This window comes from Pseudidiomarina aestuarii (genome assembly GCF_003987355.1).
Lineage (GTDB): Bacteria > Pseudomonadota > Gammaproteobacteria > Enterobacterales > Alteromonadaceae > Pseudidiomarina > Pseudidiomarina aestuarii.
Window position 1 is genome coordinate 77,096 of sequence record NZ_PIPR01000003.1, and the last position, 25,665, is coordinate 102,760.

Below are 25,665 nucleotides of genomic sequence, written 5' to 3' on the forward strand. Positions count from 1 at the left end.
AGTGTCCTTACTCTAGACCCTCTTGCGACTGAAATAAACTCACCAGCGCAGGAAATAATTCATGGAGTTCACCGGACAGCAGAGCAAAATCAGAATCGATTTTTTCAGCACTCGAAATATTCGAAATCTTTTCTTGTTCGTCTGTCAGACGGTCGGTCGGCTTTAGTCGTTTAATCGAACAGTCAGCTTCCATGACGAAGCTCAGGCGGTCGGCCCAGATGAGGCCAAGTTTGGTGACTTGCTTGCCATGTTCGAGGTGATTCTTGATTTCGGTGCTGGTGAGATCAATTTGTCGCGCCCGCACCACTCCACCTTCGTCAATCGTATCGCGGAGCTCCAGTTCGTCGCCAAACTCGAAATCGCCCGGAATGTGAGAGTCCCGCAGCCACTGGGTAAAGAATAGTTCTGCGGCATCACTGCTAAGCCACGGTTTTACTGGTAGGGAGCCAAGCGAACCGCGTAACAAGGCTAAGAAATTTTCTGCTTTAGCGGCGGTACTCGCGTCCACAATGACCACCCGATGTTGCATGTTAATCATACCCCAGGTACTCGAAAACTTCGTAAATGCTTGCGGCATCAACCGATGAATGATGTCCTCTTTCATGGTCTGCTTTTCTTTGGCGCCCACTTTGCGAGCTTGCTCCGCTTCGATGATCTGCAATTGCTGCTCCAGTTCACCGTTGATAACGGCAGCAGGTAACACGCGCTCTTCTTTGCGCGCACAGAACAGCGAATGATCACCAATGCGTAGTACTAATTGCTCACTGCTTGCACCAAATGGCGATGACCAGCCAAAACTAGCGAGTTCTTGACGACCGCAGGGCTGGAATTGTTCAGCTTCCAGCGCAGTATCGAGGCTTTCTGGCAAGACGAAATCGTCTGCAAGGGTGTAGATACGCAGATTACGAAACCACATAAAAGTCCTTATTTATCTTCGTTAATTTGTTGAGTCGATGAATTGCATGGGCATTTCGAACGTGTATTTGAGTCCTTTGCCCGGTGCCGCGTCAGCATGAATGACGCCGTTGAGTGTTTGGGTTACTAAGTTGCGCACAATGTGAGTGCCTAATCCCGTACCACCTTGTTGGCGTCGAGTGGTAAAGAACGGGTCAAAAATTTTATCGAGTTGCTCTTGGGTCAAGCCTTTGCCGTTATCTGAGTAATCAAAGTGCAGCTTATCGCCATCACGGCGCGCTTGAATGGTGATTTCGCCGTGTGATTGATTCTCAAAACCATGAATCAGAGAGTTTTGAATTAAATTAGTAAAAATCTGTGCAATAGCGCCCGCAGGACAACGAATAGTAATTGCGGAATCAATATCCAACTGGATGGCATGCTTGGAGTTTTTAAAATGAGGCTGGAGTGCTTGAATGACGTCCTGAAGATATTTCTTCAGATTAATTTCACGCACCGCTTCAGAGGTTTGATCGACGGCAACTTGTTTAAAACTGCCAATCAAATCAGATGCCCGAGTCAGGTTATTCTCAAGCAGCGTTAAGCCCTCATCACTCTCCTCAAGAAAAGCAGCGAGCTGCACTTGCGTTAGGTTCTTATCTTTCAAGGATTGTTGGAGCTGGTTAATGCGGTCACGAATAAAAGTTGCTGCAGTAATACTGACACCTATGGGTGTATTCACATCATGCGTGATACCCGCAACCAAACCACCGAGAGAAGCCATCTTCTCCGATTCAATCAACTGCGTTTGCGCACGTTCCAGTGCCGATAATGAGTTTTGTAGGCGGGTATTGGTTTCACGCAAGTCGCGCTCAATTTCTTGGCGTTGACGAATTTCGCGTTCGAGCTTTTCTTGTCGTGCTTCAAGCTCTGATTTGCGTCGCTCCAAATCCACCAATACTCCACTCAAACTCGATGTTTTGCGCGCAACTTCCTGCTCAAGTATGGCGTTCTGATCATCTAACTGTCGATTGACCTGCTCGAACTGCTGTTGTGTTCGGGTCAGGTCGGCTTGATAGTCAGCCAAATTATCAAGCAACTGATTATAGGCTTGCTCAATCATCGTAAACTCACGATTCCGTTGATTCTTCAAATGAATCTTTGAGCGCGGTAAATCTTCGAGGCGAAACTGACGAATTTGGTTGGTTAAATCGAGCATCGGCCGGTTCAGCATACGGTTAAACGCCAGGCTAAACAGTAAAATCAGAAAAGTACTCTTCACCAGCGCGCTACCGAAAATGAAATAGAGCGTCACTTTGATTCGGTCAATCGCAATATCCCTCGTTGAGAAGAGTGTTACATCGCCTACTTGCGTCGAGTTGCCCGAGAATTCGAACACCAAGGTCGAGAAGTAACCAAATAGTCCTTCTCGCTCGGGAAGCGTATAACTTTCCATCGGTTCTTGCGGCAGGATGCTCAAAGGCGCCGTACGGCCAAGATTTGCCAACACAGCACCCGTATCATCACGAATCACCACACCGGATATAGCAGGAATACTTATGAGTCCCTGCGCAATAGCATCAATTTGTGGGTAATTGTATTCCCATAACGAGCGCCCCAGAGAGTTACTGAAGGTCGCCTGCTGGTTACGTAATTCTTCAACCAATAAATCTTGCGTATCGTAATATTCGCCAACCACTTGGACACCGGTCACCAGCACTGTCAACACGAAGTAAACAGAGAGAACGCTGGTCAGTAGTGATTTGGAAATACTGGTGGTGGTCATGAATATCTCGCAATAGGCTTGCGCAAAAGGTACTGGATTCAGCTCGAATCCGCAATAACAACTCATTGTTTCGAGTTGTCACAAAGCATTCATATCGGTGTCACCCCGCTGTCACATTACCCACTTAAAGTTCACCGCGTAACTTTTGACATACGTCTTACTTTCTCAACGGAGACCGATATGAAACGCACGAATATTTTTGCTCTGAGCGCTGTAACCGCAGCATTATTCCTCGCTGGCTGTGGTGGCGACATCAACTTGACTCCGACGTCTATCGACAATTCAGTCGATAACTCAACCAATAACTCAGGTGGCGGCGGTGCAACCAACAACTGTGCTTCTTATGAAGTTGATGGCACTAGCGTACAAGGTGAGAAGATTGGTGCAGATTGTGTCTATCCACGCAGCTTCTCTACTCCAGAAGACCCAGTGGTCACGGACATCCGCTTAGTCGAATTACCAGGTGGCGCGCACATTTTCCCAAATGGTTTGTACATTGGCGAAAACGTTGAAGCAACCGCTGATGTGAACCGTGAAGGTCCAACATTAACGATTGATGCTGGCGCAACGCTCGCGTTTGAAGATGGCGACTCATTCGTCCGTATCGCGCGTGGCGCGAACATTGAAGCGAACGGCAACCGTAATGCTCCAATCACGTTTACTTCTGTGCAAGAACTCGACAACCAAATCACTAACCCGAATGCGCGCGGTTTGTGGGGTGGCTTGGTTATCAACGGCTTCGGTATTTCGAACAAATGTGATCAAAACGATTTAGCGAACTGTGTGCTTCAGGGTGAAGGCGGCGCAGGTTTCTACGGCGGCGACGACAATACAGATAGCTCAGGTTCAATTCGCTACGCTTTGGTTAAATACGCAGGTTATGAAGTTTCTTTAGATAACGAGTTGAACGGTATCACGTTCAACGCAGTAGGCTCGGGTACTAATCTTGAGTACATCCAAGTTCACAACAACTTGGACGATGGTATCGAGTTCTTCGGTGGTGCTGCTAACGTGAAAAACGTAGTCCTGACTGGTAACGACGATGACTCGTTAGACTGGGCTGACGGTTGGCAAGGTAAAATTCAGTACATCTTGGTGAAGCATGCGGATGACCGCGCAAACCGTGCTATTGAGGCAGATGGTAACAGCGGTAACAATGACGCAACGCCATTCTCGAATCCGATTATCGCGAACTTCACGTCAATCGGTTCATTGACTGCAACAGACGGGTCAGACGAGTCTGAAGGTGTGTTACTCCGTGAAGGTACGCGTGGTGCTCTGTATAACTTCTTGATTACTGATGCACGCGGCGAGTGTTTGGAAATTGACCAGGCAACCACCTTGGCAGCAGCACAAGCCGGTGACTTGTCAATTGAAAACTCTATCATCGCCTGTAGCGAAAACTTCGCTGACCAACCAACACAAGATTGGTTCCAAGGCTATACAACCAACGTGACCTTAGACGAAATGGCGACTGTATTGACTTCAGGTTATGTCACTGCAGCGACTATTTCTGATGCTTCAGGCGCTGAAGTAACGGTCACACCTAAATCTGATTTAAGCACGATCGACCCATTCTTTGATGATGTTGATTTTATCGGTGCAGTAAGTGAAGACGACGATTGGACTAACGGCTGGACAGTCGGTCTGCGCGACTAATCAAAGGAATACTCTGCACATGGATGTGCAATCTCTTTGAATCATTACGATTAGTCTACGCATACGGAGTCTCTCATGAAAAAGCATGCCGTTTTAACCAAAAGCAAGGTTGGGATTGCTGTTGCAATAGCACTCTCTACCCAGCTTGCGGTTGCTCAAGAAGCAGCTACAGACGCCGCAAGCGCTGCAACCATTGAAGAAGTGGTCACAACAGGTACGCGGTTACAAGGATCGGCCGCAGCAGTTGTCGAAGAACGGAAAGCTCAAGCGTTCGTTGCCGACATTCTGGGTGCTGAACAAATTTCGCGGACTGGCGACAGTGATGCCGCTTCCGCACTACGCCGTGTTACCGGCCTCACGTTGGTCGATGGCAAATTTATTTATGTTCGTGGTTTAGGTGAACGTTACTCCAGTACGCAACTGAACGGTGCGTCTGTACCTTCGCCTGATCCGACTCGAAACGTCATTCCACTCGATATGTTCCCAGCGAGCATTATTGAAAGTATGTCTGTGCAAAAGTCGTACTCACCAGATATGCCAGCAAACTTTGGCGGTGGTAACGTCGACATTCGCACGGTTTCTATTCCTACCGACCAAGTTTTTGAAGTGTCGATTGGTACGGGTTGGGACTCTAACTTTAGTGACGATGGCTTGACCTATGCAGGCGGCGGTAGTGACTGGAAGGGGACCGACGACGGTTCACGTGCTTTATCGGGTGCGATGACTTCAGCGTTAGCCCGCTACCAAGAAAACATCAACGCTGCGAATATTGCGAATGTTGAGGGTATTTCTATTGCTGACGCCCAAGCAATTAACCGCAATTTAGCAGCATCTTTGAATACACAGAATGAAGTCTATACCAAAAGCCTAAGCCCAGATATTAAAGGCTCAGTCAGTTTTGGCGATAGCTTCGACATCTATGACGATTGGACTTTTGGTTTCCTCGCTGGCGTTGACTATGACAACAGTTGGTCCAATAGCGAAGAAACTGAAAAAGTTCTCGGTATCGCCGATGGGCAATCGGTTGTGATTCAAGATGGCGCCTCACGAGTCACCGCACAGACGGTTGAACTCAGCGGTATTCTAAATTTTGGTTTGCAATACGGTGACTACCACAAGGTAGAAACTTCAACGATATTCCTGCGCAACACGCAAGATCGCGTGGAACAGGGTGGTGTTGAAACCGCAAACTCGATTACTGAAAGCAATTTGTCATTCTTCGATACGGATATTCGCTACGAAGAGCGCGAGTTATTGACCAACCAAGTGCGTGGTTCGCATTTCTTCCCAGAATTGTGGAATATCGCGGTGGATTGGCAATACGCGGAATCTGAAGCCAGTCGTTATGCGCCAGGCGAAGTGTTTTATCGACAGATTAGCAACCGTGACTTAGGCGATGGTGTTGGCGATCTAGCATTCCAACAAACGCGTTCAGCAACTACGCTACAGTACCAAGATCTGCAAGATGACGCACAAGATTGGCGAGTGGATGTTGAACTGCCATTGTATTTTGATGCGGTAGAAGTATTGGTGAAAGGTGGCGGTCAATTGTCGAAAAAGGCACGTTCATCATTCTCACGTCGCTTCGCCATTTCGGCCGAAACGGTCGCCAATGATGCGTTACAAGGTGTTGGCTACAACGAGCTGTTCAGCGATAGTAACCTGATTGATGAAAACTTCGGCTTTCAATTGTTCGGTGCACCGACAGCAACTGACCCTAACTATCTTGCCGCACAACAGGTTGAAGCAGGCTATGGATTGCTCGACATCAATCTGAATAATGATTGGCGCGTGAGTGGTGGTTTGCGTTGGGAGCAGTACACGCAAGTGGCGGCGCAGCTCGACATTCGTAACATGACGGTGATTGGTGATGTTGCCGAAGCTGGCCGCATTGAGGACGATATTTACGGTAGCATTGCGTTGACGTATCAATTGAACGACGAAATGCAGTTACGTTTTGGTTACGGTAGCACCGTTGTGCGTCCAGACCTGCGTGAGTTAACTGAAGTGTTGTTCGTTGACCCAATCACTAACTTCAAGGTCCGTGGTAACAGTAACTTGTCGACCACTGATATTGATAACTTTGATATGCGTTGGGAATGGTACTTGCCAGCTGGCGAAAACTACTCGGTTGGTTTGTTCTATAAAGATTTGGCAAACCCGATTGAAGCGGTTGAAGCTAAAGGTACCGACTCAGACCGCGTTATCACTTTCTTGAACGGTCAAGCCGGTGAAGTTTACGGCGTTGAATTTGAGTTCTTGAAAGACTTGACTGGATTGCGTGATGGTTTGTTCGTAAGCGGTAACTTGACGTTATCGGATTCGGAAATCAGCATCGCCAATACGGGTAACGTTGAATTGACTAACAATACCCGCCGTATGACGGGTCACTCTAAATATGTTGCGAACCTGCAGTTTGGTTACGACTCTTTGGATGGTGAGCACAGTGCATCATTGATTTACAACGTTGCGGGCGAGCGGATTGCCTTCGCCGGTGTGAAACAAGGTGAGTTAGGTATTGGTGATGCGTTCGAGCAGCCATTCCATAGTTTGGACTTGGTCTACACTTGGTATCCTGACTTTAACTCCAATGTAAAGCTGAAAGTTCAGAATTTACTGGGTGACGATGTCTCCATTGTGCAAGATGGCATCACCATTCAAGAGCGTTCAGTGGGCACTGGTGTGAGTGTAGAATACAGTTACGCCTTCTAATGAAAAGTGTAGCAAGTTGAAAGGGAGCCGCAGGGCTCCCTTTTTCATGTTGAGCCCTTGAGACTCTTGGTTTATCGTGTCTATAGGAAACAACCTCAGTAACAGCAGGTGAGAAAAGCATGGATTCAATAGCGCAAGTACAAGCTTGGCTAAGCGAACGGCCTGACATGGAAACGCTCGCTTATGTGGCATTACTCCTGGTGGGTGCTTGGGTAGCCAACTTTATTGTCAAAAAGATACTGCTGCGTGGTGCGCTTCGAGTCCTCTCGTTTACTCCGGTTGGCAAAGATCGTCAGTTATTCGAGCGCAATGTCATTGCTCGGCTGGCCAACGTCGTTCCGGCGCTGGTCATTTCCCATTGGATTGTTGAGGTTCCGAATTTACCGGAAACTCTGGCGATTGTGGTCGACAACGTCGCCATCGCTTTTATTATTCTCACCGTTGCTCGCTCTATTAGTGGCGTTTTGACCGTCATTAACACCTTTTATGAACGTGAAGAAGATTCCCATTTGCGGCCAATAAAAGGCTACATCCAAGTGGTGAAGATCGGCATTTATGCGATTGCTGCAATATTAGTCATCGCTGCTCTCATCGACAAATCCCCGGTTATTCTGTTGTCTGGTTTGGGTGCGATGGCCGCTGTAGTCATGCTGGTATTTCAAGATACATTGCTGTCCTTGGTTGCCAGCGTGCAAATTTCATCGAATGATATTATCCGCGTGGGTGATTGGGTCGAAATGCCGAACCTCAATGCCGATGGTGATGTCATTGATATCGCCCTACATCAAGTTAAAGTGCAAAACTGGGATAAAACCATTACGTTTATCCCAACTAAACGCTTTATTTCGGATCCGTTCAAAAATTGGCGAGGCATGCAAGAATCGGGTGGACGTCGGATTAAACGGAGCTTGTTTCTGGACCAGCAATCGATTCACTTTCTCAGTACCGAAGAACGCGACAAACTGCGCAGGTTTCGATTGTTGCAAGATTACTTGAAAACCAAGCAAGAAGAGATTGATGCATGGAATCAAGAACTCAAAGATGCTGGGAAAGAGCCGGTTAATACGCGCCGAATATCAAACATTGGAACGTTTCGCGCTTATGTTCTGGAGTATCTGAAGAGTCATCCGCACATTCATCAAGACATGACGTTGATGGTGCGGCAGTTAAATCCAACCGCAGATGGCTTGCCACTCGAGGTTTATTGTTTCACCAACACCATCAAGTGGACCGAGTATGAGCAAATTCAATCGGACATTTTTGACCATTTGTATGCCATTGTGAGTGAGTTCGGCTTGCGCGTATTCCAGCATCCAAGCGGCGTTGATATGCGTAGTTTAGGCGAGGCTTTTAGTAGGCAGCGCGATACCGAAAAACCCGAACAAAAACAATCATAAAGACATTAAAACAGCATAAAAGTGTCACATTGACACATAACTGAAATAAAGCAGTCACCAAGCTGTCACACAATTGCCGTATTGTGCACTCCATCATTCATCACGATATGTAGGGTGTTGCCATGCGGCTTGTGTCTATTCCTTCTGCGTTTATGCTGACGCTGTTTTCCACAGCAACAGTATTCGCGCAAGTTCAGTCCCTCGAACCGGTTGTGGATGCTGCTAGCACCATCAACCAATCTGCAAAAAGTTCGCAACTCAAAGTGGAAGATATTGCTGACTCCATCCAAGAGCGGATTCAACAGTACAAACAAATTTCACGCCAAATTGATGGACTCAACGTCTACACGCAGCAGTTGCAGAAGCAACTCGACAATCAAGAAATCGAGAAAGCCGAATTAAATTCGTCGATTGACGAAGTCAGCGTGGTTGAGCGTCAAATCACGCCATTGATGTTACGCATGATCGAGAGCCTAGACGCCTTTGTCCGTCTGGATGTCCCATTCCTACCAAATGAACGTAAGGACCGCGTCGCGACCCTTCGCGATTTGATGGATCGCGCTGATGTGGATGTATCTGAGAAATTCCGCCGCGTGATGGAAGCCTACCAAATTGAAGCCGATTACGGCCGCAACATTGAAGCGTACAACGGTGCTATGGATATCGATGGCCAAGAGCAAGATGTCGAATTCTTGCGTGTGGGGCGTACCGTTTTCATCTACCGCACGCGTGATGGCGGAACCATGGGTGTATGGAATCAACAACAACGTGAATGGCAGCCGCTTGATGATAGCTATGGTCGTGACGTGCAAGAAGCATTACGAATCGCTCGTAAGCAGTTAGCACCAGACTTGCTTATGTTGCCAATTTTTACTGCTGACTCAGCTGCGGGAGAATAATGATGAAAGGGTTACAAACATTACTTATTGCTTTCGCGGTTGCCATGATGTCAGCGGCATCCGCAGCACCGCAAGAACCGGTCGATCTGGATGAGTTGTTGCGGCAATTACAGCAAGGTCAATTTGCACAGTCTGAAGAAAATAAAGAGCGTGAAGCGCGCTTCCGTGCCGAAGCCGATGAGCAACAGCGTATTCTGCGCGAAGCCATTGCTGAGCGCGATCGTTTAGAGCAGTTAAGTGAGCGTTTAGAAACGCGATTCGAGCAAAATGAAGTGGAACTCGGCAACTTAACCGATGCGTTGACCCAGCGCATGGGTTCGCTCCGTGAACTCTTTGGTGTGCTTCAGCAAGTAGCAGGTGACACCAGCGGCAAGTTGCAAAATTCATACGTTTCTGTGGAATTCCCCGGTCGTAGCGAAAACCTCAGCGAACTCGCACAAAAGATGGGTTCTAGCTCTAAGCTCGCCTCTATTGAAGAAATTGAGTCCGTTTGGTTTGCACTGCAGCAAGAGATGACTGAGTCGGGCAAGGTTAGTGAGTTCAACACTCAAGTCACCTTGGCAAATGGCGAAAAAGTAGAGAAAGAAGTGGTACGTATCGGCACCTTTAACATGGTTGCTGACGGCCGCTATCTGGAGTTAGTGCCAGGCACTGACACCGTTGCTGAATTAATTCGTCAGCCAGCATCTCGTTTCTTAGATACTGCTGAAGCCGTGCAGACCGAGTCTGCCGATATGGTTAAGTTTGGTTTAGATCCGACTGGCGGGTCAATTCTTGGATTACTCGTACAAGCGCCGGATTTAGGTGAGCGTGTCGACCAAGGCGGAACCGTCGGCTATGTCATCTTGGCGTTGGGCCTCATTGGTTTACTGATTGCGCTGGAGCGTTTCGTTACCTTGACTCTGATGGGTGGCAAAGTGCGCAAGCAGCTGAAAGACACGACTGCTCGTGATGATAACCCGTTGGGTCGCGTTATGCAGGTACAAGACAAGTATCCTCAAGTAGATACCGAGACGTTGGAATTGAAACTCAGCGAAGCCATCTTGCGCGAAGTGCCTAAGATCACACGCAATCTGACCTTCATCAAGATCATCTCGGTGGTGGCACCGTTGCTGGGTCTGCTGGGAACAGTAACGGGCATGATCAACACCTTCCAAGCCATTACGTTGTTTGGTACTGGCGACCCGAAACTGATGGCAGGCGGTATTTCGCAAGCCTTGGTCACGACGGTCCTTGGTTTGGTAGTTGCCATTCCGATGACGCTGTTGTTCGCAACACTCAACACGCGTAGCAAGAACATTGTGCATGTATTGCAAGAGCAGGCTTCGGGCATTATTGCGGAGCGTTCTGAGCGGGGGCACTAATTGTGTTCATGATCGACTTTTACAGCGCTATTCAGGACTTTATTGAAACCGGTGGTCAGGTACTACTGATCATCGGGGTACTGATTTTTGTGATGTGGTTGATGATTCTGGAACGCGTCTTTTACTACGTCAAAGGCCATCGCGAACGGGTTAAATATGTCCGCAGCACTTGGCAAGCAAGAGCCGATAAATCGTCGTGGAATGCAGAGCAAATACGGCAGGCAATGATTTCCCGTACCGCTATTGCTCTAGGTGGAAATCTACCGATTTTGCAAGCACTTGTAGCCTTGTGCCCATTGCTCGGTTTGATGGGTACCGTGACTGGCATGATCGAAGTTTTTGACGTGATGGCCGTATCGGGTACTGGGAACGCACGGTCGATGGCGGCAGGCGTATCCAAAGCGACGATTCCAACCATGGCAGGCATGGTCGGCGCGCTATCCGGAGTTTTCGCGACTACCTGGTTGCAACGTACAGCGAAGCGCGAGCGATTGAAGCTCGAAGAACGCTTACTGCTCGAACACTAATTCGGTAAGGATGAGGAGTCTCACCCGATGAAACAGCATTTTGCGAATTTAATTGATGAAGAAGAAACAGCGATTGATATGACGCCCATGTTGGACGTTGTTTTTATCATGCTGATCTTCTTTATCGTGACCGCGAGCTTTGTGAAAGAGGCGGGCATCGATGTGAACCGTCCAGAAGCGTCTACCGCCGTGCAGAAAGACCGCGCCAATATCTTGGTCGCGATCAGCGATACCGGCGAAATTTGGATCAACAAACGTCAAGTCGATGCACGTGCAGTACAAGCCAATATTGAACGTTTGTATGCGGAAAACCCGCAAGGTTCAGTGGTGATTCAAGCCGATAAGAAAGCGACCACTGAGACCTTGATTAAAGTCATGGATGCAGCCCGCGCAGCCGGTGTATTCGACGTCTCCATTGCAACGCAAGAAGACTAGTTATGATGAGATTCTTTGCCGCTTTAGCCGTCGCACTAGTCGTTACATTAGGATTGTTTTACCTAATGCAATCACTGATCACTGGTGGTGAAGGGGCCATGACGGACCCGCCCCGTGGCAGTGTGCTCGACTTCGTGCGCGTGAAGCCCGAAGAGGTGGTGCAGGAAAAGGAACGCAAACCCGAGCGTCCGCCAGAGCCAGAAGAGCCGCCACCTGATTTACCGCAACCGCAGTCAGATACGGTAGCCGAAACCAGTGATGCCGCCGGCTTTGACTTTAGTGCCACGGTTCAAGCCGATACCAACTTGGCGGGTGGCCTCGGCTTAGATACCAGTGATGGTGAGTATTTACCGATCGTTAAAGTACAAGCGGCTTATCCACGTCGCGCGTTACAGCGTGGCATTGAAGGTTATGTAGTGGTCGAGTTTACAGTCACACGCCAAGGCACGGTTCGTGACCCGCGTGTAGTTGAAGCGGAGCCGGAGAGTATCTTCGATCAAGCGGCAATGGATGCGGTGTTGAAGTTCAAATACAAGCCACGCGTCGTCAACGGTGATGCTGTGGAAGTGGAAGGTGTGCAAAACCGTATTACCTTCGAGATAGATGGTTAACCAGAGGATAGCCTCATGAAACGTCACATATTTTTAATCGCATTGGTGTTATTTGCAACGTCGTTGCAGGTTGCTGAGTCGCAAGAGCGCAAACGCACACCAGCTTTGCGTGAGCAAGTGTATAGCCAGTTGGCGCGCGCGCAAGAGTTAGCTGATGCCGGCGACGTTCAAGCAGGTATCGCTGCATTGCAAAATGTGGAGAGTAAGATCAGCAGCATGAATAGCTACGAGCGCGCCATGCTGTGGAACTTCTATGGTTACATGTATTACGGGCAAGACAATATTGAGCGTGCCATTCACTACTTCAGCAAAGTAGTGGATGAAGATCCGATTCCAGAGTCACTGCAACAAAATACTTTGTTCAGCCTAGCGCAGTTGGCGCTCGGCGAAGGACGCTATGACGATACCCTAGCATTTTTAGATCGTTGGCAAGCGCTGGTCGGTGATGCCGAGCAAACCAAAGCCTTGGTCTTAAAAGCGCAGGCTTTGTATCAACAAGAGGACTACACCAAGGCATTAGCGCCGATTACTGCTGCTATCGAGAAAGTAGAAGCCGAGGGTAACTACGGTGATGAAAATTGGTACGTCTTGCAACGCGCAATCCATTTCGAGTTGGGTAATACCGAAGCTGTCGCCGATGTGCTAGCCACTATGGTGAAAGCGTTTAATAAGCCTGAGTATTGGGTGCAATTAGCGGGTGTGTATGGACAGCTCGGTCAAGAAGCCAAGCAATTAGCATTGTTGGAAGCCGCATACCAACAAGGCTTCCTGACCAAAGGTAGCGACTTAATGAACCTCGCGCAAAGCTACTTTTTCAGCGATGTCCCATATAAAGCAGGTAAAGTGCTCGAGCGTGGGCTCGAAGAAGGCAAAATCGAGAGTAATTTACGCAATCTGAAAATGTTGGCGCAAAGCTGGGTTGCCGCTCGCGAGACCGATAAAGCGGTTGCTGCGTTGGAAGCTGCGGCTGCGCTTAGTGACAATGGTGAACTGGATGCGCAACGAGCCCAGGTGCTGATTAACGCCGAGCGCAACCAAGAAGCTATTCGTGCGGCTCGTCAAGCGTTAGAAAAAGGCGGTTTGGAGCAACCGGGCAATATGCATTTAGTGATTGGTATGGCGGAGTTGAATTTAGAAAACTTTAACGAAGCACTCCAGGCATTTGCGCAAGCCAAACAATTTGACGATGTACGCCGTATGGCGAATCAATGGGAACGGTATACGAGCTCAGAAAAAGAGCAACAAGATCGCTTGATTCAGTTGCGTAAATCTTCATCGTAAAATCAATAGTTTGCAATGAAAGTGACGCAAAACTGAAATGTAAGTGACAAAAAAGATTCATAGAGTCATGAAACTGTCATAAAAGTGCCATACCATGTGCAACCAAGATGAGCGTGTCGTTAGGCACGCTTGTACCGATCAGCCTATAATTATCGGATGGCGCACATGATTAACTCACAAAAGAATACCCTATTCATCGCTGGTGCATTGCTGTTAGCTGCGCCTCATACTACTGTGTCTGCAGCAGAAGAGCCCACTTTTGACTTTTATGGTCGGATTAATATCTCGCTGCAGCAGTCTGATAACGGTTCAGGTAGCGAAGGCGAAGTAGTCAGCAACGCATCTCGGATTGGTGTAAAAGGCGGGGCTCAACTGACCGACTCGCTCGAAGTGATTTATCAGCTTGAATGGCAAGTCGATGTTGCTGATTTGGGCGGTGATGATAATCTTCGCTCGCGTAATCAGTTCGTTGGTTTGCGTGGCAATTTTGGTGAAGTGACCATTGGTCGTCGCGATACCGTGTTAAAGACAATGCAGGGCGACATCGACAAATTTAGTGACTACGAGGCCGACGTTAAAGCCTTGTTTGAGGGCGAAAACCGCACGAAGAACACGTTGTCGTACTACTCGCCAAAGTGGAATCAATTTGCTGTTGCGGCGAGCTACGTTGTCAGCGAAGACGACACCATTGACGATGGTATTTCGATAGCCGTGACTTATGGTGACGAAGATTTAGACGATACCAGTTATTACTTAGCAGCCGGTATGGACTCGAAAGTCGAAGGCTACGACATCATTCGTGCAGTCGGTTATACCAATGTCGGAGAGACCATGGTCGGCCTGATGTGGCAAGATCAGGAACAAGTCGATGGTACCGCGCAAGCCGATGGCTATGTGGTGAGTGCACAGCGTCCATTTGGCAAGTTCGTTGCGAAAATTCAGTATCAAATGATGGATTTTGAGAATGGGCGTGATAATTCACTCGCATTCGGTGCTGATTATCGTTTTACGCGTAACACCAAAGTCTTTGCTTGGTATACTGGTCGCGACTTAGAGACCATTAATGCTGACCAGAGTTATGTTGCTGTAGGAATTGAACACCGTTTCTAAAGCCGTTGACCTGGTACTTTAGAGAGGATCATGGCTAATTTCTTATTTATTGCCGGCTATTTGTTGATTGGTTTGTTGTTACAACGCAGCCGGCAATTTCCTCAAAATACGGGCCAGATCCTGAATGCCTACGTCATTTACGTGGCATTACCTGCATTAGTCCTACAAAAAATCCCGTTGTTAGAACTATCCACGGCGCTGGTTATTCCTGCAGTGGTGCCGTGGTTATTGCTGGCTTTGACGGTACCTCTCTTGCTTTGGTGTAGTCGGCGGTTTCAGTGGTCGCGAACAACAACGGGTGCGATGTTGATTATTGTACCTTTGGGGAATACCTCGTTTGTCGGTTTCCCGATGATCGAAGCCTTTTTTGGTGCGCAGGGTATTCCGTTTGCACTGCTGTACGATCAGCTCGGCTCCTTTTTGATTCTCTCTATCTACGCAACCATCATCGCGGCGGTGTATAGCGCTGATCCTGGTGGTGAGGCACGACGCCCAAGCGCGTGGCAATTAACGAAGAAAATCGTCACATTCCCGCCGTTTATTGCATTAATTGTGGCGCTTCTGTGTCGCTCCATCGAGTACCATGCAGCAGTTCAACGTTTTATTGATTCGCTGGCGGTCACGTTGGTTCCCGTCATCATGGTAGCGGTTGGGTTTCAATTAAAGTTTCGCTTACCACAAGAAGATCGTGGACCACTGGTGGGGGCGCTTGTGATTAAGTTAGTGCTCACTCCACTGGTGGTGCTGGGATTACTGTGGCCTTTTGGTCTCGACCAACTGGTGGTTCAGGTGACACTACTGGAGGCAGCGATGCCTGCGATGATTTCTGCTGGGGCATTAGCCATTATGGCAGGACTCGCGCCAACGTTAGCTGCGGCCATTGTCGGTTATGGCATTGTGTTCTGCTTTTTGACCCTGCCGTTATGGTTCTGGCTGGTCACCCAACTTGCCCGAATTACTTAGTCGGTTCCGTTTTCATTGCGGAAAACTGACCTTGTGCAACGCGAACTTGAAATGACTCGCCGGTTTCCACATCAGCCGGCGAGCGAATCACTTGCCCATCTGCTTTTTGCGCCACCGCGTAACCACGAGCGATGGTTTGTAGCGGACTCACCATTTGCAAAGCTTGCGATAACCCAGAGAATTGTTGCCGGCGTTCTTTCAGGCGCGTGGTGATAGCGCGGGCTAACCGCTGCTCTAAGCTTTGTTGGTGCTGCTTGAGTGGTTCGAGTTGCCGTTGAGGGTGCACGCGTTGCAATCGCTGTACCAACGTCGACTGGTTCTGCTGTTGTCCTTGCAAAAGACGCTGCATCGCCCGAATGGATCGTTCTTGCAGGTCATCAGCCCGCTGCGAATCCATGTGCAGGCGCCGTTGCGGATCTTGTTGGAGTAAGCGTCTATGTAAATGCAGATGCGCTTGTTGCTGATGCGTTCTAAATCGCAACCAAGCTTGTTGTAATCTTTGCTCGAACTGCTGTGCATGGCGCAGACGCTCACGTTGGTCAGTACTAACTAACTCGGCAGCTGCTGAGGGCGTTGGGGCACGCACGTCACAAACAAAGTCAGCAATGGTGAAATCCACTTCATGACCGACCGCACTAATGGTCGGCAATGGACACGAGTGTAACGCGTAAGCCAACTGCTCGTCGTTGAAGCACCAGAGATCCTCTAGCGAGCCGCCACCGCGCGCGACAATCAGCACATCAACTTCGTTGCGGTCACACGCGCGTTGTAGCATCCGAAGTAAATCTTGAGTGGCGGCCTGACCTTGCACTGCACTGGGGTAAATGACGACTTCGATACTGGGATCACGGCGTTTTAGTACAGCAAGGACATCGCGAATAGCGGCTCCGGTAGGCGAGGTCAGCACCCCAACGCGACGAATTTCGCTGGGTAACGGCTTTTTCACCGCAGGGTCAAAAAGTCCTTCCGCCTGTAGTTTTTGCTTCAACTGTTCATACTGCTGTTGCAACAACCCAGCGCCCGCGTCCTCCATATGCTCAATAATGAGTTGGTAATCCCCGCGTGGCTCGTACACGGTAATTTTGGCGCGCACCAGCACCTGCATACCGTTTTGCGGGCGAATACGAACACGCTGATTGGCGTTTCTGAACATCGCAGCGCGAATCTGTGCGCGTTCATCCTTTAACGTCAAATACCAATGCCCAGAGGTGGGTGCAGCGAAGTTTGATATTTCACCCATCAACCAGACCATGCCGAAGCCTTGCTCGAGTACTTGGCGGACCTCTGCATTTAGCGATGCGACGGTGAAAACCTGACGTTGTTCAGTAGCAGATGGCATGTTGCTCTCTGTATGGACGGTTAGCAAAAAATCAGTTTACTGAAAAGGGCTTTTCGAGTAAAATCCTCCCGCAACATTAAGTCAGCTAGTGAGATGTTGCCATGCTACGAATTGCCCAAGAAGCACTAACCTTTGACGACGTTCTGCTCGTCCCCGGTCACTCCACCGTTTTACCCCATACAGCCGACCTGCGCACGCGTCTGACGCGAACTATCGAGCTCAATATTCCTATGGTTTCAGCCGCTATGGACACGGTCACTGAAGCAGCGCTTGCTATTGCTTTAGCGCAAGAAGGGGGCATTGGCTTCATTCACAAGAATATGACGATTGCCGAACAAGCAGCGCACGTTCGTCGCGTGAAAAAATACGAAAGTGGCGTAGTGTCCGATCCGATTACGGTGTCACCCGACACGACGCTTGGTGAAATTCGTGCGTTAGCACTTGAACATGGCTTCCACGGTTTTCCAGTTGTCGAAAAATCGGGTGAACTGGCCGGTATCATCACTGGACGTGACACGCGTGCTGAAAAGGATGACAGCAAACTGGTCAGCAGCATCATGACTCCCAAAGATAAATTAGTGACCGTAAAAGAAAATGCGGACAGTGAGGAAATCTTGGGCCTCATGCATCAGCATCGCATCGAAAAAATCCTCGTGGTCGATAACGACTTCCATCTGCGCGGTATGATCACGCTGAAAGATTTCACTAAAGCTGAGAATAAACCCAATGCTTGTAAAGACGAATTAGGTCGACTGCGTGTCGGTGCTGCTGTCGGTGTCGGTCCTGGCACTGATGAGCGAATCGACGCGTTGGTAGAAGCAGGTATTGACGTCTTATTGATTGATACCTCGCATGGTCACTCGCAGGGCGTATTAGACCGCGTAGCTTGGGCTCGTAAGCGCTATCCAGAACTCTCTATTATCGGCGGTAACGTCGCTACAGGTGCTGGTGCTAAGGCACTCGCGGATGCCGGCGTAGACGCTGTGAAAGTCGGTATCGGCCCGGGCTCGATTTGTACCACCCGTATTGTGACGGGTTGTGGTGTGCCGCAAATCACCGCAATTTCTGATGCGGTGGATGCCCTGAAAGGTTCCAACATTCCAGTGATTGCTGATGGCGGTATTCGCTTTTCTGGCGACATCGCCAAAGCCATTGCTGCAGGCGCAGACTGTGTCATGGTCGGTAGCATGTTAGCGGGTACGGAAGAATCACCCGGTGAAGTCGAACTTTATCAAGGTCGCTATTATAAGTCTTACCGTGGCATGGGTAGTATCGGCGCGATGAATCAGCGTCATGGTTCGTCTGATCGCTATTTCCAAGCGACGAATGAAGCAGAAAAGTTGGTGCCAGAAGGTATTGAAGGACGCGTTGCGTACAAAGGCCCAATCGCTACCATTATTCATCAGCAAATGGGCGGCTTACGCTCAGCGATGGGTTTGACGGGCAGTGCCAACATTAAAGAAATGCGCACCAAACCACAATTTGTCAAAGTCACCGCGGCTGGCATGGGCGAGTCACACGTGCACGATGTGCAAATTACCAAAGAAGCACCTAACTACCGGATGGGTTAAGACATCATGCAAGACATTCATGCACATCGAATTTTGATCCTCGACTTCGGCTCGCAATACACGCAGCTGATTGCACGTCGCGTTCGTGAGTTAGGCGTTTACTGCGAACTCTGGGCGTGGGACGTGACCGAAGCTGATATTAAAGAGTTTGCACCGAACGGTATCATCCTCTCTGGTGGCCCAGAATCAGTCACCGAAGAGAACTCACCGCGCGCGCCAGAGTATGTTTTCGAGGCAGGTGTACCGGTATTTGGTATTTGCTATGGAATGCAAACCATGGCAGCGCAGTTGGGCGGCAAAGTTCAGGGCTCTTTAGAGCGTGAATTTGGTTATGCGCAAGTGGAGCGCATCGCGCCAAACCCATTGTTTCACCATATTGAAGACGCCGTTCACGAAAATGGGAATCCACTCCTTGATGTGTGGATGAGTCACGGTGACAAGGTCATTGAAGCGCCAGAAGGTTTTAGTATTTCGGCACAAACCCCCACTTGCCCAATTGCGGCGATGGTTGACGACAAGCGTGATTTCTATGGGGTTCAGTTTCACCCGGAAGTCACCCACACGCGTCAAGGATTGCGCATGTTGGAGCACTTTGTCGTCGAAATTTGCGAATGTGAACGTAATTGGACACCAGCACACATCATTGATGATGCGGTCGCACGTATTCGTGAACAAGTCGGTTCTGGCAAAGTCGTTCTCGGTTTGTCTGGTGGCGTCGATAGCTCTGTCACAGCGATGCTGTTACACCGTGCCATTGGCGATCAACTGACCTGCGTTTTTGTCGATAACGGATTGTTGCGCTGGCAAGAAGCTGAGCAAGTGATGGAGATGTTTGGCGACCACTATGGTTTGAACATCGTGCATGTGGACGCTGAAAATCGCTTCCTCGATGCGTTAGCGGGTGAGAAAGACCCAGAAGCCAAACGTAAGATTATCGGCGGTGTGTTTATCGAAATTTTTGATGAACAAGCCAGCCGTATTAAAGACGTCAGCTACTTAGCGCAAGGCACTATTTATCCAGACGTAATTGAGTCTGCCGGCTCCAAAACGGGCAAGGCGCATGTCATCAAGTCTCACCACAACGTCGGTGGTTTGCCAGCGGACATGAAGTTAAGTTTGGTCGAGCCATTGCGTGAGTTGTTCAAAGACGAAGTGCGTAAAATCGGGTTAGAACTCGGTTTGCCGTATGACATGTTGTATCGCCATCCATTCCCGGGTCCAGGCCTAGGCGTGCGTGTTTTAGCAGAAGTGAAGAAAGAGTACTGCGAGTTACTGCGCCGTGCGGACCACATTTTCATCACAGAGCTACGCAATGCCGGTTTGTATCATCAGGTCAGCCAAGCCTTCGCGGTATTTCTACCCGTACGCTCGGTCGGTGTGATGGGCGATGCCCGCAAGTATGACTGGGTTATTGCGTTGCGAGCGGTGGAGACCGTTGACTTTATGACAGCGCGTTGGGCACACTTGCCATACGACTTGCTAGAAAAAGTATCCAACCGAATCATCAATGAAATCGATGGGATCTCACGTGTGGTTTACGACATTTCAGGTAAACCGCCAGCTACAATTGAGTGGGAATAGCCATGCTGGCGCGTTGGCTTAGCTTAATCATCAGTGTGATGGTTCTGCTTGGTTGCGCGCCGCAAGCGCAAGACAGCCAACTTCAACTGATTCAAGAGCGTGGTGTACTGCGAGTCGGTACACTCCTCGGTCCATCGACTTACTTCCTCGATCAAGAACGTGATGCGGGCTTGGAATATGTCCTCGCTCGCGCCTTTGCAGATGATCTAGGCGTCGAATTGGAAATGGTGCCTCGTTACAGCGTCACCGCACTGTTTAATCTCCTCCAAAATAATGAAGTTGATATTCTTGCAGCGGGCCTCGACCGCACCGCACAGCGTGAACAATCGATGCGGTTTGGACCACCCTACCAAGTGGTCGAACAGAAAGTTGTATTCAAACAAGGTAGTCGAACTCGCCCGCGCTCACTCGAGGACATTGAAGCGGAACTGGTGGTAATGCAGGGCAGTAGTCACGATGAATATTTGCAACAGGTGACCGATGACTTTCCCGAATTACCCTGGCGCACAACTGATGAACATGACGCCAACGAGTTGCTCGAGCAAGTGGTTCGTGGTGACTTAGCCTATACCATTGCGGATACCAATACTCTCGATATTAAGCGCCGTTATTACCCCGATCTGAGTGTTGCGTTTACCGTTCGTGAAAATGTCGATATTGCTTGGGCTTTAAAGAAGGATCTTGATGCATCTTTGTATGCCGAGGTGATTGGTTTCTTTGGTCAGTTACGGAATTCAGGCCAATTAGCACAATTAATCGATCAGCATTTTGGTCATGTAGCGAGTTTTAATTACGTCGATACATCGTTGTTCATCCAAGCTGTCGAGAACAAATTACCACGCTATCGCGAACTCTTTGAGAAACATGCCGGCACCTTAGATTGGCGTTTGCTGGCAGCGATCAGTTATCAAGAGAGCCTCTGGAATCCCCGTGCCGTGTCACCAACCGGTGTTCGTGGCTTGATGATGTTGACACTGCCAACGGCTCAACAAATGGGTGTGCAGAGTCGCTTGAACCCAGAAGAGAGCATTCGTGGTGGCGCCCGCTACGTCGAACAAATGATTGATCGAATTCCAGCTCGGATCCGTCATCCGGATCGGTTATGGTTTGCTTTAGCCGCTTATAATATTGGGCTCGGGCATCTGGAAGACGCACGCGTTTTAACACAGCAACAGGGGGCTGACCCCGATCGCTGGATTGATGTCAGAAAACGACTACCTTTATTACGACAGAAACGATTTTATCGACAGACGCGCTACGGATTTGCGCGAGGTGATGAGCCAGTGCGGTATGTAGGCAATATTCGTCGCTATTACGATACTCTAGTGTGGCTTGATGAACGCGGTCGGATCCCATCATCACCACTCATCATAGCGCTGCCGGAAAACAGTGCCGACGAGGTAAACTAATGCAAAAACACCGCCGACTAGTCAGTAAAGAGCGCCGTAGAGCTTGGTTACGTAAGCATCGCCTGCTGCAATCTGAGCGTCGTCATAAATGGTTTCGACTCTGCGAGAACGAGTAGCCGCAGCGACCATTTCTGACTATAATACGCACCTATTTTTCCGCTCCCAACCCTGGAGAAACATCTGTGGAGATTGTACGCGGCGCCCCTGCCTTATCCGAATTCCGTAGCGCTAAATTACTGCAACGTCTGCAACAGGCAGAATTGCCGGTTACGGATATTTATGCTGAGTTCATGCACTTCATTGATACGCAGCAACCTCTCGATGACGCCGCTCACGATGTTCTCAAAAAGCTACTGACCTATGGTCCTGCGCTCGCCCAACATATTCCAGAAGGTGAGCTGCTTGCTGTAGTACCGCGGCGTGGCACTATTTCGCCATGGTCTTCGAAAGCGACTGATATTGCGCACAATTGTGGTCTCACCGCTATTCGCCGTATTGAACGCGGCATCGCGTACTATGTGCAAGGCAAACTCAACGCCGAACAACTGCAACAAGCGCAAGCGTTGCTGCATGACCGCATGACCGAAATGGTGTTGCATGAGTTGAGTGCTGCGAAGCAATTATTTGATGCAGCCGAGCCAGCTCCGGTGCGCAGTGTTGATATTATTGAAGGTGGTCGTGCTGCGCTCGCAGAAGCCAATAGCACAATGGGATTGGCGTTAGCTGAAGACGAGATCGATTACTTGTACGAAAACTTCACTAAGCTGAAGCGCAATCCGAACGACATTGAACTCTACATGTTCGCTCAGGCGAACTCAGAACATTGCCGCCACAAAATCTTCAATGCCGATTGGACGATTGATGGCAAAGAGCAAGTGAAATCGCTCTTTAAAATGATCAAGAACACGTTCGAGAAGCACCCTGACAATGTGTTGTCTGCTTATAAAGACAACGCAGCAGTGATGGTGGGCTCGGAGGCCGGGCGTTTTTATCCATACCCAGCGGGAACTCCGGCTGCTGGTGAGTACAGCTATTTTCATGAGCCAATTCACATCTTGATGAAGGTGGAGACACACAACCATCCGACTGCGATTTCCCCGTTTGCGGGCGCTGCAACAGGTTCAGGTGGCGAAATTCGTGATGAGGGTGCCACAGGTCGCGGTTCCAAGCCAAAAGCCGGGCTAGTCGGTTTTAGCGTGTCGAATCTACGAATTCCAGGTTTTGAACAACCGTGGGAAGAAGACTTTGGCAAACCGGACCGGATTGTTTCTGCACTCGATATTATGTTGGAAGGACCGCTCGGTGGTGCAGCTTTTAACAATGAATTCGGTCGTCCTGCGTTAACCGGCTATTTCCGTACCTATGAAGAGCAGGTTGTCAGCCACAACGGCGAAGAGATCCGGGGTTACCACAAACCGATCATGTTAGCCGGTGGTCTGGGTAATATTCGCGAGCAACACGTTGAAAAGGGCGAGATCCCTGTCGCGGCAAAATTGGTCGTATTAGGTGGCCCAGCCATGAACATTGGACTGGGCGGTGGCGCTGCTTCGTCTATGGCATCCGGTACTTCTACCGAAGATCTAGATTTTGCCTCAGTGCAGCGTGACAACCCAGAAATGGAACGTCGTTGCCAAGAAGTTATTGATCGTTGCTGGCAACTCGGTGACAAAAACCCCATCGCCTTTATTCACGATGTTGGCGCTGGCGGTTTGTCCAACGCTATGCCTGAGCTGGTGAATGACGGTGGTCGGGGTGGTCGTTTTGAACTGCGTAAAGTGCCCAACGATGAACCAGGTATGTCGCCACTGGAAATTTGGTGTAATGAATCACAAGAACGCTACGTACTGGCCATTGCGCCGGAGCGCATGGACGTTTTTGAAGCTATTTGTGAGCGTGAACGTGCGCCATTTGCGGTGATTGGTGAAGCTACGGAAGAGCCACACCTGCAATTGACGGATAGTCATTTTGATAACACTCCGATTGATTTACCGTTGGATGTATTGCTCGGTAAGCCACCGAAAATGCATCGCGATGTTGACTCGCTTCAAGTTGAAGGTCAAGCATTAAACCGCGACGGAATTAAGCTCAGCGAAGCAGCACAACGCATCTTACGTTTGCCTGCAGTTGCCGAGAAAACCTTCTTGATTACCATTGGTGACCGCACTGTAACGGGCTTGGTAGCGCGCGACCAAATGGTTGGACCGTGGCAGATCCCAGTAGCTGACGTGGCAGTCACTGCCGCGAGTTATGACACCTATGCCGGTGAAGCCATGGCGATGGGTGAGCGCACGCCTTTAGCACTGCTAAACTATGCCGCATCTGCTCGCATGGCGGTTGGTGAAGCACTCACCAACATTGCAGCGGCGGATATTGGCGATCTCACGAACGTTAAATTATCGGCAAACTGGATGGCCGCAGCGGGTCACCCAGGCGAAGATGCTGGTCTTTATGAAGCGGTCAAAGCTGTCGGTGAAGATCTCTGCCCAGCACTCGGACTCACAATTCCAGTGGGTAAAGACTCCATGTCGATGAAAACGCGCTGGCAAGATAAAGACGGTGACAAAGCTGTTACTGCTCCCCTGAGCCTAGTGATCACTGCGTTTGGCCGTGTGCGTGATATTCGCCGCACTGTCACGCCGCAGTTACGTCTTGATAAAGGCGATAGCAAGTTACTCTTGATTGATCTTGGGCGTGGCAAGAACCGCCTTGGCGGTTCAGCGTTGGCGCAGGTCTATCGTCAGCTTGGTGACCAAGCGCCGGACGTTGATCGTCCTGAATTACTGGCGGGTTTCTTCCGTGCCATTCAGCAACTCATCCGTGAGAAAAAGATTGTGGCATACCATGACCGCTCGGATGGCGGCTTGTTCGCAACCGTAGCGGAAATGGCGTTTGCTGGCCATTGCGGTGTTGAAGTTGCACTCGATAGCATCGGTGAAGATGACTTAAGTGCCATCTTCAATGAAGAATTAGGCGCGGTCATTCAGGTTCTGGTTGACGATATGGATGCGGTACAGCATGTCTTTGCGGAAGAAGGCTTGGCCGAATATGTGCATATTATCGGTCGGCCGATGCGTGAAGACGTGGTGCGTTTCAATCGCAATGGCGAAGAAGTGTTGTCGCATTTGCGCAGCCACTACCGCGCAGTCTGGGCGGAGATGACGCACCAAATGCAACGTTTACGTGATAACCCAGATTGTGCTGATGAAGAGTTTGCTGCAAAGCAAAAGCTCGATGATCCAGGTTTATCTGCAAACCTCACGTTTGATCCGTCAGAAGATATTGCTGCACCTTATATCAGCACCGGTCGCGACCCTGTCGTCGCTATTTTACGCGAGCAGGGCGTCAACTCTCATGTGGAGATGGCTGCTGCCTTTGATCGCGCTGGCTTTGCCGCCATTGACGTCCACATGAGTGATATCTTGAGTGGGCGTGTGTCTCTTGAGAAATTCAACGGCTTGGTTGCTTGCGGCGGTTTCTCCTACGGTGACGTACTCGGCGCCGGTGAAGGTTGGGCGAAGTCTATTCTGTTTAACAACCGTGCGCGGGACGAGTTCAGTGCGTTCTTTGAGCGTCAAAAGACCTTTGCTCTTGGTGTTTGTAACGGCTGTCAGATGCTGTCGAACTTGAAGGAATTGATTCCAGGCGCGGAAGCATGGCCTCATTTCGTGACCAACCGCTCTGAGCGTTTTGAAGCGCGCTTTAGCTTGGTTGAAGTTCAAGAATCCAAGTCATTATTCTTAGAAGGTATGGCTGGTTCGCGTATGCCTATAGCCGTTTCACATGGTGAAGGGCGTGCGGAATTCAAAGGCGATAACTTAGCCGCAGTCAATCGCGATAATTTGGTGACCCTGCGTTACATCACTAATCGTGGCAATGTTGCAGCAGCTTATCCTGCTAACCCCAATGGCTCACCTGAGGGTATCACTGGTCTCACTACAGCTGACGGGCGTGTCACTATTATGATGCCGCACCCGGAACGGGTATTCCGTACCGTAGCTAATAGCTGGCATCCAGACGAGTGGGGTGAAGATAGCCCGTGGATGCGGATGTTCCGTAACGCTCGCGTCTATCTCGGCTAGTGACTACGAGTACCTAATAAAAAAACCCGGCTTAAAGGCCGGGTTTTT

Annotated in this window: 18 protein-coding genes; 15 read left to right on the forward strand and 3 right to left on the reverse strand. The window is 49.5% G+C overall.

Annotation, left to right across the window (positions count from 1 at the left end; all coding sequences use genetic code 11):
• Window positions 1-7 precede the first annotated feature (7 nt).
• Window positions 8-916 carry a recombination-associated protein RdgC gene (gene rdgC, locus CWE22_RS10495; RefSeq protein ID WP_169931438.1) on the reverse strand — a complete coding sequence of 303 codons (909 nt, stop codon included), beginning with the start codon at window positions 914-916 and terminating at the stop codon, window positions 8-10.
• A 21-nt stretch (window positions 917-937) separates the two neighbouring features.
• The gene (locus CWE22_RS10500; RefSeq protein WP_169931439.1) at window positions 938-2,680 is read right to left on the reverse strand and encodes a sensor histidine kinase; all 1,743 of its coding nucleotides are present in this window, start codon (window positions 2,678-2,680) and stop codon (window positions 938-940) included.
• 180 nt (window positions 2,681-2,860) lie between these two features.
• Between CWE22_RS10500 and CWE22_RS10505 the strand changes: the two genes are divergently transcribed.
• From CWE22_RS10505 to CWE22_RS10555, 11 genes are all read left to right on the forward strand, one after another.
• Window positions 2,861-4,339 carry a hypothetical protein gene (locus CWE22_RS10505; protein ID WP_169931440.1) on the forward strand — a complete coding sequence of 493 codons (1,479 nt, stop codon included), beginning with the start codon at window positions 2,861-2,863 and terminating at the stop codon, window positions 4,337-4,339.
• 75 nt (window positions 4,340-4,414) lie between these two features.
• Window positions 4,415-7,051, forward strand: coding sequence for a TonB-dependent receptor domain-containing protein (locus CWE22_RS10510; RefSeq protein ID WP_169931441.1), 2,637 nt, complete (start codon window positions 4,415-4,417; stop codon window positions 7,049-7,051).
• Window positions 7,052-7,170: 119 nt separating this feature from the next.
• Complete coding sequence (locus CWE22_RS10515) at window positions 7,171-8,448, forward strand: mechanosensitive ion channel family protein (RefSeq protein ID WP_169931442.1); 1,278 nt, start codon at window positions 7,171-7,173, stop codon at window positions 8,446-8,448.
• 122 nt (window positions 8,449-8,570) lie between these two features.
• A complete protein-coding gene (locus CWE22_RS10520; protein WP_169931443.1) occupies window positions 8,571-9,347 on the forward strand; it encodes a DUF3450 domain-containing protein in 777 nt (258 codons plus the stop codon).
• The gene (locus CWE22_RS10525) at window positions 9,347-10,711 is read left to right on the forward strand and encodes a MotA/TolQ/ExbB proton channel family protein (protein WP_420821053.1); all 1,365 of its coding nucleotides are present in this window, start codon (window positions 9,347-9,349) and stop codon (window positions 10,709-10,711) included. The genes CWE22_RS10520 and CWE22_RS10525 overlap by 1 nt, the downstream gene beginning before the upstream one ends.
• Before the next feature lie 8 nt (window positions 10,712-10,719).
• Complete coding sequence (locus CWE22_RS10530) at window positions 10,720-11,238, forward strand: MotA/TolQ/ExbB proton channel family protein (protein WP_169931444.1); 519 nt, start codon at window positions 10,720-10,722, stop codon at window positions 11,236-11,238.
• Window positions 11,239-11,265: 27 nt separating this feature from the next.
• Window positions 11,266-11,673, forward strand: coding sequence for an ExbD/TolR family protein (locus CWE22_RS10535; protein WP_169931445.1), 408 nt, complete (start codon window positions 11,266-11,268; stop codon window positions 11,671-11,673).
• Between the two features lie 5 nt (window positions 11,674-11,678).
• On the forward strand, window positions 11,679-12,284 hold the full coding sequence (locus tag CWE22_RS10540; protein WP_169931528.1) for an energy transducer TonB: 606 nt from the start codon (window positions 11,679-11,681) through the stop codon (window positions 12,282-12,284).
• 15 nt (window positions 12,285-12,299) lie between these two features.
• Complete coding sequence (locus tag CWE22_RS10545) at window positions 12,300-13,565, forward strand: tetratricopeptide repeat protein (protein ID WP_169931446.1); 1,266 nt, start codon at window positions 12,300-12,302, stop codon at window positions 13,563-13,565.
• A gap of 165 nt (window positions 13,566-13,730) precedes the next feature.
• Window positions 13,731-14,675, forward strand: coding sequence for a porin (locus CWE22_RS10550; RefSeq protein ID WP_169931447.1), 945 nt, complete (start codon window positions 13,731-13,733; stop codon window positions 14,673-14,675).
• 30 nt (window positions 14,676-14,705) lie between these two features.
• Entirely contained in the window at window positions 14,706-15,638 is a 933-nt protein-coding gene (locus tag CWE22_RS10555) for an AEC family transporter (RefSeq protein WP_169931448.1), read from the forward strand.
• Here the strand turns inward: CWE22_RS10555 and xseA are convergent.
• The gene (gene xseA, locus CWE22_RS10560) at window positions 15,631-16,977 is read right to left on the reverse strand and encodes an exodeoxyribonuclease VII large subunit (protein WP_169931449.1); all 1,347 of its coding nucleotides are present in this window, start codon (window positions 16,975-16,977) and stop codon (window positions 15,631-15,633) included. The two genes, CWE22_RS10555 and xseA, sit on opposite strands and share 8 nt — an antisense overlap.
• Window positions 16,978-17,078: 101 nt before the next feature.
• Here xseA and guaB point away from each other — a divergent pair, with 101 nt between their 5' ends.
• The 4 genes from guaB (at window position 17,079) to purL (ending at window position 25,617) form a co-directional block, all read left to right on the forward strand.
• Entirely contained in the window at window positions 17,079-18,548 is a 1,470-nt protein-coding gene (gene guaB / locus CWE22_RS10565) for an IMP dehydrogenase (RefSeq protein ID WP_169931450.1), read from the forward strand.
• Between the two features lie 6 nt (window positions 18,549-18,554).
• Complete coding sequence (gene guaA, locus CWE22_RS10570) at window positions 18,555-20,129, forward strand: glutamine-hydrolyzing GMP synthase (RefSeq protein ID WP_211618700.1); 1,575 nt, start codon at window positions 18,555-18,557, stop codon at window positions 20,127-20,129.
• A gap of 2 nt (window positions 20,130-20,131) precedes the next feature.
• A complete protein-coding gene (mltF, locus tag CWE22_RS10575; RefSeq protein ID WP_420821054.1) occupies window positions 20,132-21,538 on the forward strand; it encodes a membrane-bound lytic murein transglycosylase MltF in 1,407 nt (468 codons plus the stop codon).
• 182 nt (window positions 21,539-21,720) lie between these two features.
• Entirely contained in the window at window positions 21,721-25,617 is a 3,897-nt protein-coding gene (gene purL / locus CWE22_RS10580) for a phosphoribosylformylglycinamidine synthase (protein WP_169931452.1), read from the forward strand.
• The last annotated feature ends 48 nt before the right edge of the window (window positions 25,618-25,665 follow it).

Excerpts from the sequence above, each read along its gene's own strand:
- rdgC (WP_169931438.1), bottom strand. The coding sequence starts at position 916 with ATGTGGTTTCGTAATCTGCGTATCTACACCCTTGCAGACGATTTCGTC.
- CWE22_RS10500 (WP_169931439.1), bottom strand. The coding sequence starts at position 2,680 with ATGACCACCACCAGTATTTCCAAATCACTACTGACCAGCGTTCTCTCT.
- CWE22_RS10505 (WP_169931440.1), top strand. The coding sequence starts at position 2,861 with ATGAAACGCACGAATATTTTTGCTCTGAGCGCTGTAACCGCAGCATTA.
- CWE22_RS10510 (WP_169931441.1), top strand. The coding sequence starts at position 4,415 with ATGAAAAAGCATGCCGTTTTAACCAAAAGCAAGGTTGGGATTGCTGTT.
- CWE22_RS10515 (WP_169931442.1), top strand. The coding sequence starts at position 7,171 with ATGGATTCAATAGCGCAAGTACAAGCTTGGCTAAGCGAACGGCCTGAC.
- CWE22_RS10520 (WP_169931443.1), top strand. The coding sequence starts at position 8,571 with ATGCGGCTTGTGTCTATTCCTTCTGCGTTTATGCTGACGCTGTTTTCC.
- CWE22_RS10525 (WP_420821053.1), top strand. The coding sequence starts at position 9,347 with ATGATGAAAGGGTTACAAACATTACTTATTGCTTTCGCGGTTGCCATG.
- CWE22_RS10530 (WP_169931444.1), top strand. The coding sequence starts at position 10,720 with ATGATCGACTTTTACAGCGCTATTCAGGACTTTATTGAAACCGGTGGT.
- CWE22_RS10535 (WP_169931445.1), top strand. The coding sequence starts at position 11,266 with ATGAAACAGCATTTTGCGAATTTAATTGATGAAGAAGAAACAGCGATT.
- CWE22_RS10540 (WP_169931528.1), top strand. The coding sequence starts at position 11,679 with ATGAGATTCTTTGCCGCTTTAGCCGTCGCACTAGTCGTTACATTAGGA.
- CWE22_RS10545 (WP_169931446.1), top strand. The coding sequence starts at position 12,300 with ATGAAACGTCACATATTTTTAATCGCATTGGTGTTATTTGCAACGTCG.
- CWE22_RS10550 (WP_169931447.1), top strand. The coding sequence starts at position 13,731 with ATGATTAACTCACAAAAGAATACCCTATTCATCGCTGGTGCATTGCTG.
- CWE22_RS10555 (WP_169931448.1), top strand. The coding sequence starts at position 14,706 with ATGGCTAATTTCTTATTTATTGCCGGCTATTTGTTGATTGGTTTGTTG.
- xseA (WP_169931449.1), bottom strand. The coding sequence starts at position 16,977 with ATGCCATCTGCTACTGAACAACGTCAGGTTTTCACCGTCGCATCGCTA.
- guaB (WP_169931450.1), top strand. The coding sequence starts at position 17,079 with ATGCTACGAATTGCCCAAGAAGCACTAACCTTTGACGACGTTCTGCTC.
- guaA (WP_211618700.1), top strand. The coding sequence starts at position 18,555 with ATGCAAGACATTCATGCACATCGAATTTTGATCCTCGACTTCGGCTCG.
- mltF (WP_420821054.1), top strand. The coding sequence starts at position 20,132 with ATGCTGGCGCGTTGGCTTAGCTTAATCATCAGTGTGATGGTTCTGCTT.